The organism is Rufibacter hautae (assembly GCF_008271695.1).
In the GTDB taxonomy this organism is placed as follows: Bacteria; Bacteroidota; Bacteroidia; order Cytophagales; family Hymenobacteraceae; genus Nibribacter; species Nibribacter hautae.
The window spans coordinates 967,399-982,838 of the sequence record NZ_VKKY01000001.1; the positions used below are offsets into that span (position 1 = coordinate 967,399).

The following is a 15,440-nucleotide window of genomic DNA, read 5'->3' on the forward strand; positions in this document are numbered from 1 at the left end:
CTTATACGCACTCTCCCCCAGATGACCAAACCCACGTTTTACATCTTTTGTCTTCTGCTCACCTGGGCTACCTTCGGCTGCGATATAGGCAAAACCGAACCTGACGGCTCCACGGTGCTCCCGCCGGAGGACCCTACGAATGTGGCCCATGATCGGGAGTTGCTGGACCGCGTGCAGCGGGAAACGTTCAATTACTTCTGGGAGTACGCGCACCCAACCTCGGGCATGGCCCGGGAAAGAACTAACTCCAATGAAACGGTTACCAGCGGCGGCACCGGGTTCGGCGTACAAGCCATCATCGTGGGCGTGCACCGCAAGTTCATCACCCGGCAAGAGGCTACCGAACGCTTACTGAAGCTTTGTACCTTCCTGGCTTCGGCGGACCGATTCCACGGGGTTTGGCCGCATTGGCTCAACGGCAGCAACGGCAAGGTGATTCCGTTCAGCGCCAAAGACAACGGCGGCGATGTGATAGAAACCGCTTTCCTGATAAACGGACTGCTTACCGCCCGGGCTTACTTCAACGGCGCCGATGCCCAGGAAACCGAGCTGCGCACCAAGATCACCCAGCTTTGGGAAACCGTGGAATGGGACTGGTACGCCTCGCGTGGCGACAACAAACTGTACTGGCACTGGAGCCCCGATTTTGGTTGGGAAATGAACATGCCCATCCAGGGCTGGAACGAGGGACTGATTGCGTATGTGCTGGCGCTGGCCTCCCCTACCCATGCCATTTCTCCGGCGGTGTACCAGACTTCCTGGATTGGCAGTGGCTTCAGAAGTACCCAGACGCTGGAAGGCTATAAATTGGAGATTGGGCCACCCTACGGCGGACCGCTGTTTTTCGCCCATTATTCATTTTTGAGCTTGGATCCGCGTCAGATGCAGGACCAGTACGTGAATTATTGGCAGCATAACGTAAAGCACACGCTCATCAACCGCTCTTACAGCATCCATCTGGCCCCCAGGGAACACGGCTATTCTGAAAGCTTGTGGGGTTTGACGGCCTCTGATGATCCATTCGGCTACTCGGCCCACAGCCCTACCAATGACAACGGCACCGTTACGCCTACCGCGGCGCTCGGTTCTTTCCCCTACACGCCCTATTACTCCATGCAGGTGCTCCGGAACCTGTACGGCGGACTCAGCTCTATCATGATTGGCCCCTACGGACCTTACGATGCCTACAATAGGCAGCGGAACTGGGTGGGCAGAGATTACCTGGCCATTGACCAAGGACCCATCGTGGCCATGATGGAGAACTACCGCAGCGGGCTTTTATGGGGTCTTTTCACCAATCTACCCGAAATCCAGGCTGGCTTGACCAAGGCCGGCATCACGAAACCAGTCTATGATACAGGCTTCTACCTGGCCATCCCGGAAGTAAGAAGCGGTCAGTTTGATCTGCTGAAACACCCCGATGCCGATGCTTACGGGATAGACGTGGCGGTGAAAGAGGCAGGCCCCATGACCTTGACCGTGGAGAAGCCGGACGGCACCGTCATGGAGACGCTCTGGAACAATGAAACCAAAGCAAGCGGGCAGTACCAGGTCAATTTCGGAAAAACGCTTTCGCCGGGGGCTTACAAACTCAGACTTAAAGCCAGCATCCTTAACAAAGAACTGTCGGTTTTCCTGCATTAACTGGAAAACGGCCTCAAAACAGAACGGCACACCACCAACCAACGAACTATGAAGCACTTCTACACCATAGCACTTCTGCTGATTCTCTTCTGCGGCTGCGTACAAGCCCAGAAGAAAGGCACCGTGAAACGCCCCAAAAACCTCTCCGATGAACAACTCATGGAACTGGTGCAACGGCAGACATTCCGGTATTTCTGGGACTTCGGGCACCCGGTGAGCGGCATGGCCCGCGAGCGCAGCAACGTGGCCTTTGACTACGGCGGCGAGGTAGTGACCACCGGCGGCACCGGCTTCGGGGTGATGGGCATCATTGTGGCCGCCGAACGCAAGTGGATCACCCGCCAGCAGGCCGCCGAGCGGATGCTCAAAATCGTGAACTTCCTCTGGAAAGCCGACCAGTTCCACGGCGTGTTCCCACACTGGCTTGACGGTGCCACGGGCAAAGTGATCCGCTTCAGCCCCAAAGATGACGGAGGCGACCTGGTGGAAACCTCTTTCCTGTTCCAGGGTCTGCTCTGCGCCCGCCAGTACTTCAACCAGGACAACCCCACCGAGAGCCAGGTGCGCAACAAGATCCTCTGGATGTGGGAAGGCATTGAGTGGAACTGGCACACCCAGGGCGGGCAGAACGTGCTGTACTGGCACTGGAGCCCCAACAACGGCTGGAGCATGAACCACCAACTTCGGGGCTGGAACGAAGGGCTGATCACCTACGTGCTGGCCGCTTCCTCACCGCGGTTCAGCATCCCTCCGCAGGTGTACCACCAGGGTTGGGCCACCAACAGCTACTTCCGGAATGACAGAGAGTTCTACGGCATCAAACTGCCGCTGGGCTTTGACTACGGCGGGCCGCTGTTTTTCGCCCATTATTCGTTTTTGGGCCTCGATCCGAGGGGCCTCAAAGACCAGTACGCTGATTACTGGGAGCAGAACAAACGCCACACGCTCATCAACCGGGCCTACTGCATCGAGAACCCCAAGAAGTACAAAGGCTACTCAGAGAACTCCTGGGGCCTCACTGCCAGCGATAGTTACCGGGGCTACGCCGCCCACTCGCCCACCGAGGATTTGGGCGTGATCACCCCTACCGCGGCTTTGTCGTCGTTCCCCTACACCCCGGAATTCTCCATGAAAGCGATGCGGTACTTCTATGACACCCTCGGTGATAAAACCTGGACCGAGTACGGCTTCGTGGATGCCTTCAGTGAGCACCACAACTGGTACGCCAACTCGCACCTGGCCATCGACCAGGGGCCCATTATTGTCATGATGGAAAACCACCGCACCGGCCTGCTCTGGAAGCTGTTCATGAGCATCCCGGATGTGCAAAATGGCCTTCGGAAACTTGGGTTTGAAAGTCCACAGGTACCCGTAAATGCGAGCAAATGAAAACAGTAACTAACCTTCTGCTCCTCCTTCTCTTCTCCTGGGCCATGCACTTACCGGTCACAGGCCAGCCCAAACCGCAGCGCACCTACTGCAACCCCATGAACCTGGATTACGGCTACACGCCCATCCCGCACTTCACCGAAGCCGGGAAGCACCGCGCCACCGCCGATCCGGTCATTGTCATGTACAAAGGCGATTATTACCTGTTTTCCACCAATCAGTGGGGTTACTGGTGGAGCAACAACCTCTACAACTGGAACTTCGTGTCCAAGTCCTTCCTGAAGCCGCACCATAAAGTCTACGACGATCTGTGCGCCCCGGCGGTATTCGTCTTGGGCGATACGCTGCTGGTGTTCGGGTCTACGCACGAGAAGAATTTCCCGCTCTGGATGAGCACCAACCCTAAGGCCAACCAATGGAAGGAAGCCGTGGAGCCGTTCCAGGTGGGCGCCTGGGACCCCGCCTTTTTCCTGGACGATGACAACCGCCTGTACCTCTACTGGGGCAGCAGCAACGTGTACCCCATGTACGGCATCGAGATCAACCGGAAGACTTTTGAACCGATCGGGGAGAAAAAGGAGATGATCGGGTTGAATCATGAGCGGTTTGGGTGGCAGCGTTTCGGGGAGTACCTGGACAACACCTTCCTGGACCCGTTCATGGAAGGCGCCTGGATGGACAAGCACAACGGCAAATATTACCTGCAGTACGGCGCACCCGGCACTGAATTCAGCGGCTACGCCGATGGCGTGCAGGTGGGCGACAGTCCGCTGGGCCCGTTTAAACCGCAGGCGCACAATCCGTTCGCCTACAAACCGGGCGGATTCGAGCGCGGGGCGGGGCACGGCAACTCCTTCAAAGACAAATGGAACAACTGGTGGCACGTCTCTACGCTGGTCATCGCGGTGAAAAACAACTTCGAGCGGCGCCTGGGCGTGTGGCCGGCTGGGTTCGACAAAGACGGCGTGCTGTACTGCAACACCACCTTCGGCGATTACCCGCATTACCTGCCCAACGGCCCCGCAGATCATCTCAAGAGTCGCTTCACCGGCTGGATGCTCCTCAACTACAACAAGCCCGTGACGGTTTCCTCTACGCTGGCAGCCTACGCACCCAACTACGCCGTGGACGAGAGTATCAAAACCTACTGGAGCGCCGCCACCGGCAACAAAGGCGAATGGATCCAGACCGATCTGGGCCAACCCAGCACCGTCAACGCCATCCAACTCAACTACGCCGACCAAGACGTGACCTTCCTGGGCAAGCAGACCAACATCTATCACCAGTACAAGCTGTACAGTTCCCTGGATGGTAAAACCTGGAAGGTGCTGGTAGACAAAAGCCAGAACAAAACCGATGTGCCGCACGACTACATTGAGCTGGACAAGCCCGTGCAGGCCCGTTACCTCAAACTGGAGAACCTGCACATGCCCACCGGCAAATTCGCCATCAGCGGTTTCCGGGTATTCGGGAGCGGAAACGGCAAAAAGCCCCAGGCCGTAAAAGACCTCACCATCCTGCGCACCGAGAAAGACAAACGCAGCGCCTGGATCAAATGGTCGCAGGTGAGCGATGCCTACGCCTACAACCTCTACACGGGCGTGTCACCGGACAAACTCTATAACTGCATTATGGTGCACGGCGGCGGCGAGTACTACTTCAAAGGGATGGACAAAGAACAGCCCTACTACTTCCAAATTGAGGCCATTAACGAGAACGGCGTCTCGGAACGTACCAAAGTGATAGAATCGAAATAAAGGTGTTTTAGAGCTGATTTCAGGAAATCAGCCCCGAAACGCCTCGCCTGAAATCAGGTGAAATAGCACGTGAAATGCGCCCGAAGAACGGTTCCGTTTCCGGGCTGATTTCATTAAAACTGACTTAAAACGCCAAGCCGGAGTTCCCAAGCAAAAGGTCATCGGCTAGTCGATAGAAGAATGTAAGAATACCATTAGAAGCCACTAAACACGCGCGCATGATGAGAAATTTTACCCTTGCTTTGATCCTGCTGATAAGTGGAGGCTGCACGCAGATGCCCCCGCAGAAAACCCCGGAAACCGCCTCCAACGGCACCGGACAAAACCAGCCTGCGGCCACCGCCACTAACCCCATCCCTAACCGACCGCAGGACCCCAAAATGAAAGCCTTCATCGACGACCTCATGGGCAAGATGACGCTGGAGGAGAAGATCGGGCAACTGAACTTAGTGTCGGTGGGCTTTACGGTGACGGGGCCGGTGGTGAGCGAGAACGTGGATGAGAACATCACCAAAGGGCTGGTGGGCGGCGTGTTCAACACGTTTACGCCCATTGCCGTGCGCAAACTGCAGGAAAAGGCCATCACCCAATCGCGGCTCAAAATCCCGCTCCTCTTCGGGTACGACGTCATCCACGGGCACCGCACCATTTTCCCGATGCCCATTGCCCTGGCCGCTTCGTGGGATTTGGCCGCCATTGAGCGCAGCGCCCGCATCGCCGCCGACGAGGCCTCCGCAGATGGGTTGAACTGGGTTTTCTCGCCCATGGTAGACATCGCCCGTGATCCGCGCTGGGGCCGCATAGCCGAGGGGGCCGGCGAAGACACCTGGCTGGGCTGTCAGGTGGCCAAGGCCATGGTGCGCGGCTACCAGGGCAATGACTTATCGGCGAACAACACGGTGATGGCCTGCGTGAAGCATTTCGCGCTGTACGGTGCCGCCGAGGCCGGCCGCGACTACAACACCACCGATATGAGTGAGCGCCGCATGATGGAAGAATACCTGCCGCCTTACAAAGCCGCCCTGGATGCAGGTGCCGCCAGCGTCATGTCCTCGTTCAACGACATCAACGGTGTGGCCGCCACCGGCAACCGCTGGCTCATGACCGAGCTGCTCCGGAACCAGTGGGGCTTTGATGGGATGGTGGTCACCGATTACACCGCCATCAACGAGCTGATTCCGCACGGCTTGGGCAAAAACGAGTACGAAGTTGCCAAAGTAGCCTTGGACGCCGGCATTGACATGGACATGGTGGGCGAAGTCTTCCTGAAACATTTAGGCCAATTGGTACGCGACAAGAAAGTCACCGAAGAGCAAATCAACGTCGCCTGCCGCCGCATTCTGGAGGCCAAGTACAAACTGGGTTTGTTTGAAGACCCCTATCGCTATGCCAACGAGCAGCGCGCTAAAGAAACCCTCCTGAAAAAAGAGTACCGCGATGCCTCCCGTGACATTGCCCGCCGCACCATGGTCCTGCTGAAAAACCGGAACCAGACGCTACCCCTTAAGAAAACAGGTTCCATTGCGCTGGTGGGCCCGCTGGTGAAAAGCCAGGTAGACCAACTAGGCAACTGGAACGGTGCCGGCGACTGGAAACAAGCCATCTCAGTAGAGCAAGGCATCCGGAACGTAGCCGGACCGGACGTGAAGATCACCTACGCCAAAGGCGCCAACATCGCGGATGACACGTTGATGCTGCGCCGGTTGAATGCCCACAGCGGCAACATTGAAGTTGACCCACGCTCTGCGGAAACCATGATTAAGGAAGCGGTGCAGGTCGCCCGTCGGGCCGATGTAGTAGTAGCCGTGGTAGGCGAATCACAAGGCATGACGGGTGAAGCCTCTAGCCGCTCCGATATCACCTTGCCAGGCCGTCAGTTGGACTTGCTCAAAGCCCTGAAAGCCACCGGTAAGCCCTTGGTAGTGGTGCTCATGAATGGCCGTCCGCTGGCCTTGAAGTGGGAAAACGACAACGCCGATGCCATCCTGGAAACCTGGTTCGCGGGTACCGAGGGCGGCAACGCCATCGCCGATGTGCTGTTCGGGAACTATAATCCGTCCGGGAAGATCACGGCCACTTTCCCTCAGAACGTGGGGCAGGTGCCCATCTACTACAACGCCAAAACCACCGGTCGGCCGTACGGTGGGCAGCAACTGGACAAGTACAAATCGCGCTACCTGGACGTGTCCAATGATCCGCTGTATCCGTTCGGGTTTGGGTTGAGCTATACTACGTTCTCTATCTCCGCCCCTACGTTGAGCAGCGCCAATCTGCAGACGGGCGGCAACATGACCGTGAGCGTGCAGGTGCAGAATACCGGCAACTATGATGGCGAAGAAGTGGTGCAGTTGTACGTGCAGGATCTGGTGGGCACCGTCTCCCGGCCGGTGAAAGAATTGAAGAACTTCAGGAAGGTATTCCTCCGGAAAGGCGAGACCCAGACCGTGACCTTCAACCTCACCGAGAACGACCTCAAGTTCTATGACATCAACATGAAGTACGTAGCCGAACCCGGCGATTTCATCGTGTACGTGGGCCCCAACTCCCGTGACGTGAAGTCTGCGCCTTTTACGTTTACTTCTTCCGGGGCCTCGGCGGGAAATCCGTAACGGAGAACGGAACCTAGTAGAAAGACTTAATCGGGTTTAGGGGCTGTTTTCCAGGAAACAGCCCCTAAACCCGATCTCGTCGTTGTGGTTATGCTGCTATTAAAATCGGAATTGGTCTCAAGGCTTCAGCAGTTTAGCGTCCTATATGCCACCTGCGTTTGCACAAGGCAGACTCTCCCCTTGAGGGGAGCGAAGAGGGGTGTTTCCAACTGTGGGTAATTTTTGCAAGGATAAAGATGTAGGGGCAATCCCTTGTGGTTGCCCTCAACAGTGCTCAACGGCAGAGGGCAACCACAAGGGATTGCTCCTACATGCAAGATGCATGTCCTCCTGTGTAAACACCCCTCTTTATCTCCCTTCAAGGGGAGAGTCTGCTCTGAATAACCGCAGTTGGTGAAAAGAGCAGTTGGTGAAATGAATAGTTTCTTTCAATTCCCAAGTTCACGCTGATCTCTGGGAAACCGAAAATCCCAGCTTATGCAAACGTTGGCAACTTAGCTAAGATGGATTGAATTGCTTTTGTCTCGTCAAAATCAAGTAGCTTTATTGATTCCATTCAACAATCGCAGATAAAACATGAGTAAACTTTCTTTATTGACCCTCCTGATGGTGTTTTTCGTGGGAATGGCCCAAGGGCAGGAACTGAAATCACCGAACGGGAAATTCAGCATGCGCTTCTCGCTGCAGGGAAACGGGGTTCCCACCTATACCCTCACCTACAAAGGCAAACAGGTCATCAAGCCCAGCAAACTGGGTTTTGAGCTGATCACCAAAGGCGCCGCGACGGCCTCGGGCGGCTCAGATGCCAACATGGAGCAGAAAGCCGTGAACCTGCAGGGCTCCCTGCACGACAACTTCACCGTCACCGATACCAAAACCGCTACTTTCAACGAGACCTGGAACCCGGTGTGGGGCGAGGTGAAAACCATCCGGAACCACTACAACGAATTGGCCGTGACCATGAACCAGAAAGGCACCGACCGCCAGATGGTGGTCCGTTTCCGGTTGTTCGACGACGGCCTGGGCTTCCGCTACGAATTCCCTACCCAGAAGAACCTGACGTACTTCGTGATCAAGGAAGAGAGAACCCAGTTTGGCATGGCCGGTGACCACACTGCCTTCTGGATTCCTGGCGACTATGACACGCAGGAGTACGACTACACCACCTCCAAACTATCGGAGATCAAGGGCATCATGTCCAAGGCGGTGACGAACAACCTGTCGCAGACCACTTTCTCCCCTACCGGCGTGCAGACGTCTTTGATGATGAAATCCAAAGACGGCCTGTACATCAACCTGCACGAGGCGGCTTTGATCGACTACCCGGCCATGCACCTGAACCTGGACGACAAGAGCCTGGTGTTTGAGTCCTGGCTCACGCCCGATGCCATTGGCGACAAAGGCTACATGCAGGCGCCGCGCAGCACCCCTTGGCGCACGGTGATCGTGAGCGACGATGCCCGCGACATCCTGGCTTCCAAGATGACCTACAACCTCAACGAGCCCAGCAAGATCAAGGACACCTCCTGGATCAAGCCCGTGAAATACGTGGGTGTTTGGTGGGAGATGATCACCGGCAAGAGCACCTGGTCGTACACCAACGATTACCCTACCGTGCAGCTGGGTATCACCGATTTTTCCAAGGCCAAACCCAACGGAACCCACGGCGCCAACACGGCCAACGTGAAACGCTACATTGACTTCGCGGCCAAGCACGGCTTTGACGGCGTACTGGTGGAAGGCTGGAACGTGGGCTGGGAAGACTGGTTCGGGAACTCCAAAGACTACGTGTTCGATTTCGTGACTCCGTACCCAGACTTTGATGTGAAAGGCATCCGGGAGTACGCCCAGTCAAAAGGCGTGAAGATGATCATGCATCACGAGACCTCTTCCTCGGTACGCAACTATGAGCGCCACCTAGACAAAGCCTACCAGTTCATGAAAGACAACGGCTACGATGCGGTGAAAAGCGGGTACGTGGGCGATATCCTGCCGCGCGGCGAGAACCACTACAGTCAGTGGATCGTGAACCACTACCAACACGCCCTGGAGAAAGCCGCCGAGTACAAGATCATGGTGAATGCCCACGAGGCCGTACGCCCTACCGGTATCGCGCGTACCTACCCTAATCTCATCGGGAACGAATCTGCCCGCGGTACCGAGTACCAGTCGTTTGGGGGCTCCAAGCCCAACCACGTCACTCTGATTCCTTTCACCCGTTTGCTGGGAGGCCCGATGGACTACACGCCGGGCATCTTCGAGATGGACCTGAGCAAGCTCAACCCCGACAACAAGTCGCATGTAAACAGCACCCTGGCCAACCAGCTGGCCCTGTACCTGACCCTATACAGCCCGCTGCAGATGGCCGCTGATCTGCCTGAGAACTACGACCGCTTCCCGGATGCGTTCCAGTTCATCAAAGACGTAGCCGTAGACTGGGATGACAGCAAGTACCTGGAGGCCGAGCCGGGCGAGTACATCACCGTGGCGCGTAAGGCCAAAGGCACCGGCCAGTGGTTCTTGGGCAGCGTGGGCGGCAACGAGGCCCGCACCTCCAACATCAAGCTGGACTTCCTGGACAAAGGCAAGAAGTACGTGGCCACCATCTACGCCGATGCCAAAGACGCCCACTACAAAACCAATCCGCAGGCCTATAACATCCGGAAGGTGAACGTGACCAGCAAGTCCAAGCTGTCGCAGTTTGTGGCCCCGGGCGGCGGGTACGCCATCAGCTTTGTGGAGGCTACCGGAAAGTAGTTTTAAGCTCTCATTTCATAGAATACAGCAGAAACGGGTTGGCGGGTTTTCCGGTCAGCCCGTTTCTGTTTTAATGCCTGATGCTTCTTTGCGTTTAAGAGGCTTTTTTAGAAAATCATCCGGAAATCAGAAAGGAGCCTTTAACTTGCGGTACACTTTCTCCGTTTTGGTTGCAGCCTCACAAACTGATGGCCGGAAAGAGAAAACAGTTTTCATGCTGTTTCTTTAAAATTGGCCTTAAAACAACCCGAACCCTATACCTATATCCTTGTTACCCATGCAAAGAATCTTATTGTTTCTCCTGGCCTGCGCCTTCACGGTGCAACTGCAGGCCCAGACGCTCACCTCGCCCGACAAGAACTTCACGTTCAAGTTTGAGTTGAAAGAGAAAGGCGTTCCCTCTTACCAACTGACCTACAAGAAAAAACCGGTCATCAAACCCAGTACCCTGGGCATTGAGACCAAGGACGTGGCTTCTTTCCTGGATGGCTTCACCATAGTTAAAACCGAGCTGCAATCGGTGAACGACACCTGGGAGCCGGTGATGGGTGAGCAGAAAACCATCAAGAACAACTACAACGAACTGTTGGTGACGCTTACCCAGAAGGCGCAGAAAGACCGCATCCTCCGCCTCCGCTTTCGGTTGTTCAACGACGGGCTGGGCTTCCGCTACGAGTTCCCGAAACAGAAAGAGTTGAACTACTTCGTGATCAAGGAAGAGCACACCCAATTCAACTTGGCCGGCGACCACAAGATCTTCTGGATTCCGGGCGATTATGACACGAACGAGTATCCGTACACCACCTCCAAATTATCGGAGATTCCCGGTTTGCAGAAGAAAGCCACCGTGCAGATCACGGCGCAGACGCCTATCAAAGAACCATCGGTGCAGACGCCTTCCATGATGAAATCCTCCGATGGCCTGTACATCAACATCCACGAGGCGGCGCTCATCAACTACCCGGCCATGGACCTGGAAGTGGATGCCAAAACCCTCCGGATGAAATCGCACCTGGTACCCGATGCCGTGGGCAACAAGGGCTACATGCAAACCGATGCCCAGACGCCCTGGCGCACGATCATCGTGAGCGACAAAGCCACGGACATTCTGGCCTCCAAATTAATTCTGAACCTGAACGAGCCCACCAAATACAAAGACGTTTCCTGGATCAAGCCGGTGAAATACATTGGCGTGTGGTGGGAATACTTTGTGGCCGGCAAAAGCACCTGGGCCTACGGTACCGAGAACAACGTGAAACTAGACCAGGATTTCAGCAAACTCACGCCCAACAACCGCCACGGCGCCACTACCCAGAACGTGAAAAGACACATTGACTTCGCGGCTGAGCACGGTTTCGATGCGGTGCTGGTGGAAGGCTGGAACATTGGTTGGGAAGACTGGATTGGCAACTGGAAAGAGAACGTATTTGATTTCACCACGCCTTACCCAGACTTCGATGTGAAGGAATTGCAGCGCTATGCTGCTTCTAAAAAGGTGAAACTCATGATGCACCACGAGACCTCGGCCTCGGCTACCAACTATGAGCGCCGCCTGCATCCTGCCTTCCAGTTCATGGTAGACAACGGTTACAACGCCGTAAAAACCGGCTATGTGGGCCAGATCATCCCGCGCGGCGAGCACCACGACGGCCAATGGATGGTGAACCACTACATTCACGTAGCCAACACCGCCGCCGATTACAAGATCATGGTCAACAGTCACGAAGCTGTGCGCCCCACCGGCCTTAACCGCACCTTCCCGAACTGGATTGCGCAGGAATCGGCCCGCGGTACCGAGTTTGAGGCCATGGGCGGTCTGGTCCCAGAACACACCACCATCCTTCCGTTCACGCGTTTGATGGGTGGCCCGATGGACTACACGCCCGGTATTTTCCAAACCGATTTATCCATCTACGGCACCAACAACAAACAGCGCGTGAACACCACCTTGGTGAAACAATTGGCTTACTACGTGACCATGTACAGCCCGCTGCAGATGGCCGCCGACCTGCCTGAGAACTACCTCCGCTTCCCCGATGCGTTCCAGTTCATCAAAGACGTGGCCGTGGATTGGGATGACACCTACGTACTGGAAGCCGAGCCCGGCGATTACGTGACCACCGCCCGCAAAGCGAAAGGCAAAGATGAGTGGTTCGTAGGCGGCGTGACCGATGAGAACCCGCGGACGGCCGCTGTGAACCTGTCTTTCCTACCCAAAGGCAAGCAGTACATCGCCACCATCTACGCTGACGGCGCCGATGCCAGCTACGACAAAAAACCGCAGAGCTACACCGTGAAAAAAGTAGTGGTGACTCCTAACAGTGTCATCAAACAACGCCTGGCCTCCAGCGGCGGCGTAGCCATCAGCATCAAAGAAGGCAGCAAGAAAGAAGTAAAAGACCTGCCTAAGTTGTAAGAAGTTTCTTACTTGTTTTAACAAAAAGCCCTGTCAAATGCATTGATAGGGCTTTTTGCTTTGTGTTGAGAAGATTGTCACTTGCCAAAAGTATCTCCGTTTCAACGAGAAGATTCTCCCCTTGAGGGGAGCGTAGAGGGGTGTTTACACCTGCTGATCATAGCATTCCCAATTGTAAGAGGTAAACTTTCAGGTAAGAAACGGCAACTCAGGATGGCATCGCAAATAAATAAGCAATATGTGAACCCGCAGATGTAAACACCCCTCTACGCTCCCCTCAAGGGGAGAATCTGCATTGATTTGGCGTTTTGGCGTAAAGATTACATCCCCATTTCATCGGCGCTGGGGCCATAGCTGCCGGGGATGGGTACGTTGAGCAGACGCAGGAACACGCCCAACTGCGCCCGGTGGTGGATGATCTGGCTCATGGTCATGCGCAACACATCATATTTGGTGGAGGTGAGATAGATGGTTTCTCCTTCTCTGAGGGTCCATTCCTCGTTCAGGTACTCATCGGTGTTTTCAGAAAGGTGCTTTCTGGCGTCATCCAGCATTTCCTCAAAATAGGCCAGCACCTCGGCGGTGGTGTTCACTACTCTGGGGTTATAGGGATTTTTGGCGAAATCAAGTTCACTCGTGGTCAGGGTCATGCCTACCCAAGACGGCAGATCCGCGATGTGTGTGGCTAGCGTGCGGATGTCCATGCTTTTGGGGTGAGGTCTCCAGTCGTACTTGTCATCTGGAATGCGTTCCAGCATCTTACGGGTAGTGACAGCTTCCTGCTCCAGTTCTTTGGCGAGCAGATCCAGGATAGTAGTGGTGGCGACGGTGGTTTGCATCTCTGACATACGATTAGTGGTTTAGTGATGACACAAAGAAAAAGTCACCCACTGACAACCCTATGGCAGTCTACTTTCAGGAAGTAAGATTTATTTTTTGAGGTTCTGCTTTAAGCCTGATTTCTGAAAAAAAGGCATAAAAACGGTTTTCAAGACAAGCCTCCCAAATCAATACGGCACGGGTAAATGTTTCATGTACTCACTCACGGCCATGTGCTCGGTTTTGCAGAAAGGCAGCCCGGTGTTTCTGATGGTGAGAATGCGAGACACCTTGAAATCGCGGTAATCCTGGCGATGATGGCACCACCCGATGAGGTGCCAGCTGTAGGCGTAGAAGATTAGCCCGATGGGTTCTAATTGCCGCTTACTCACCTCCTCATTTTTGTTTTTATACCCGATCTCCAGGATAGTCTTCTCTGAGATGGCCTGCTGAATAATTGCCAGGTACTCGTAGTCATTGTTGAGGCAGGGCGGCAGTTGCAGCTTGATGTGGTTGTTCAGGAAGTCCAGCTTTTCTTTCTGGGTAGTGCGCAGCACAGCTTTCACTTTGCTCAGCGCCGAGGCATAATGCGTATGGATGGATTTATCCGTGAACCCGAAAACCATGGCCTCCATCAAGAGCAGCGCGTTGGCTTCCTCGGAGGTAAACGAGACCGGCGGAAGAAAATAGCCCTGTACCACAAAATAGCCTTTGTGCGGCTCAAAGCCCACGGGCACGCCCTGCTCGCCTAATGCTTTCACATCGCGGTAGACAGTGCGCACACTAATGGAAAACGCCTCCGCGATCTTCTCGGCGGTCACGTATTTCTTGGACTGCAGCAAGGTCAGTATCCCGAAAAGCCTGTCTACCCGGTTCATAGGCGTATTTGTTTGAAAGAATAAAGGTGCGCTTTTAAGCTGTTTTTATAAACCCAGGCCGAAAAGGCATACTGGATTTTAGGCGTTGTGCCGAGTTTTAATTCTGCTTTTCTTCTGAGCAAACAGCCTGGCATCCACTTCCCCGGCCTCGAAAAGCAGCATCCTGATGAGGTCATAATCCAGATCCTGCACGTGGAGGAAAGTCTTGGTGAACACCTGCTTCCGCTTGCCTTTTTCCAGGTAGTTTGTCTCGTCTTGCAGCAGGTTTCCGTTGCAGAAGCCCAGTTGCACGCCCCTCTGCTTCACGGGTCCCCAGGGCAACGAGCCGGGCCAGATAAAGCAGATTCGGGTATGCCCAGCGTAGAACGGCACGTTGTAGGAAAGCTTCTCTGCGCAGTAAGGCAGGCATTCCAGCACCAGTTGCCGCAACTCGGCTACCAGTTTGCGTTCTTCCAGGGGCAGAAAAGCCAACAGCTCCTCCACCGTGTCAAACTTCTGGATTTCTTCCGCTTCCATATCGTTGGTGTTTTAGCTTTTACCACCATCGGTTTGCCATGGATGAAGATACCTAATTTGCTGAGAAATCGGGAGCTAAAACCAGATAAAAACACCTGCCAGAGCCAAACCTTGCGAAGGTATTTCAGGCACGTTTTTCTGAAATCGGCTTAAAACAACCCGGGCCTATTTACCCTCCAGAGAGGTTTTCAGCGGATGCCGGAACGTGATCAGACTAAACAGCAGGGCAAATACGCCATACACCAAAACAAGCGCCCACATGATGCCCGGTTGGTGCACCGAGGACAGGCCTTTCAGAAGCGCCATGGCGCCGGCGAAGAAGTGCAGCAGGTTCCCCATGGCCAGCGGACGGGCATAGATACCACCAATCAGGTTTCCCTTCGCCATCCAGTTCAAGATGGCGAAGCCCAGGTACAAGGCGCCCAGCAGTTGCACGAGCAAAGGGGCCATGCCGGTGGTTTCCCCACCTACGTACAGCAACACCTCCTGCGGCAGAAAAGAAGCGGCAAAGCCCAGGGCCGCCATAACAACGGCGCTCGCCGTCATGATCATTCTTGTATTCATAAGGCTGCCAAGGTAGAAACTTTTGCGCCAAAACAGTAATCGCCCCGACCTGGAAAATTTCTTTTCTAAGCCGGGGCGATCGCTGTTTCAG

General features: G+C 55.0%; 10 protein-coding genes. 6 read left to right on the forward strand and 4 right to left on the reverse strand.

Annotated features, from left to right (window positions below; all coding sequences use genetic code 11):
* The first annotated feature begins 21 nt into the window (after positions 1-21).
* From FOA19_RS03730 to FOA19_RS03755, 6 genes are all read left to right on the forward strand, one after another.
* On the forward strand, positions 22-1,644 hold the full coding sequence (locus FOA19_RS03730; protein WP_149089438.1) for a glucoamylase family protein: 1,623 nt from the start codon (positions 22-24) through the stop codon (positions 1,642-1,644).
* A gap of 48 nt (positions 1,645-1,692) precedes the next feature.
* Complete coding sequence (locus FOA19_RS03735) at positions 1,693-3,033, forward strand: glucoamylase family protein (RefSeq protein WP_149089439.1); 1,341 nt, start codon at positions 1,693-1,695, stop codon at positions 3,031-3,033.
* Positions 3,030-4,790 carry a family 43 glycosylhydrolase gene (locus FOA19_RS03740; protein ID WP_223808719.1) on the forward strand — a complete coding sequence of 587 codons (1,761 nt, stop codon included), beginning with the start codon at positions 3,030-3,032 and terminating at the stop codon, positions 4,788-4,790. Before FOA19_RS03735 ends, FOA19_RS03740 begins: the two co-directional genes overlap by 4 nt.
* A gap of 218 nt (positions 4,791-5,008) precedes the next feature.
* Positions 5,009-7,399, forward strand: a complete 2,391-nt coding sequence (gene bglX, locus FOA19_RS03745) for a beta-glucosidase BglX (protein ID WP_223808720.1) — start codon at positions 5,009-5,011, stop codon at positions 7,397-7,399.
* A gap of 576 nt (positions 7,400-7,975) precedes the next feature.
* Entirely contained in the window at positions 7,976-10,156 is a 2,181-nt protein-coding gene (locus FOA19_RS03750) for a glycoside hydrolase family 97 protein (RefSeq protein WP_149089440.1), read from the forward strand.
* A 277-nt stretch (positions 10,157-10,433) separates the two neighbouring features.
* Positions 10,434-12,572, forward strand: coding sequence for a glycoside hydrolase family 97 protein (locus FOA19_RS03755; RefSeq protein WP_149089441.1), 2,139 nt, complete (start codon positions 10,434-10,436; stop codon positions 12,570-12,572).
* Between the two features lie 320 nt (positions 12,573-12,892).
* Here the strand turns inward: FOA19_RS03755 and FOA19_RS03760 are convergent, their stop codons facing one another.
* The 4 genes from FOA19_RS03760 to FOA19_RS03775 form a co-directional block, all read right to left on the reverse strand.
* Positions 12,893-13,420: a DinB family protein gene (locus FOA19_RS03760; protein WP_223808721.1), complete on the reverse strand. Its 528-nt coding sequence runs from the start codon at positions 13,418-13,420 to the stop codon at positions 12,893-12,895.
* Between the two features lie 159 nt (positions 13,421-13,579).
* Positions 13,580-14,269 (reverse strand): helix-turn-helix transcriptional regulator, encoded by a 690-nt coding sequence (locus tag FOA19_RS03765; protein WP_149089442.1) that lies wholly within the window; start codon positions 14,267-14,269, stop codon positions 13,580-13,582.
* 78 nt (positions 14,270-14,347) lie between these two features.
* Complete coding sequence (locus FOA19_RS03770; RefSeq protein WP_149089443.1) at positions 14,348-14,785, reverse strand: DUF1801 domain-containing protein; 438 nt, start codon at positions 14,783-14,785, stop codon at positions 14,348-14,350.
* 165 nt (positions 14,786-14,950) lie between these two features.
* Positions 14,951-15,349 carry a hypothetical protein gene (locus FOA19_RS03775; protein WP_149089444.1) on the reverse strand — a complete coding sequence of 133 codons (399 nt, stop codon included), beginning with the start codon at positions 15,347-15,349 and terminating at the stop codon, positions 14,951-14,953.
* Positions 15,350-15,440 lie beyond the last annotated feature (91 nt).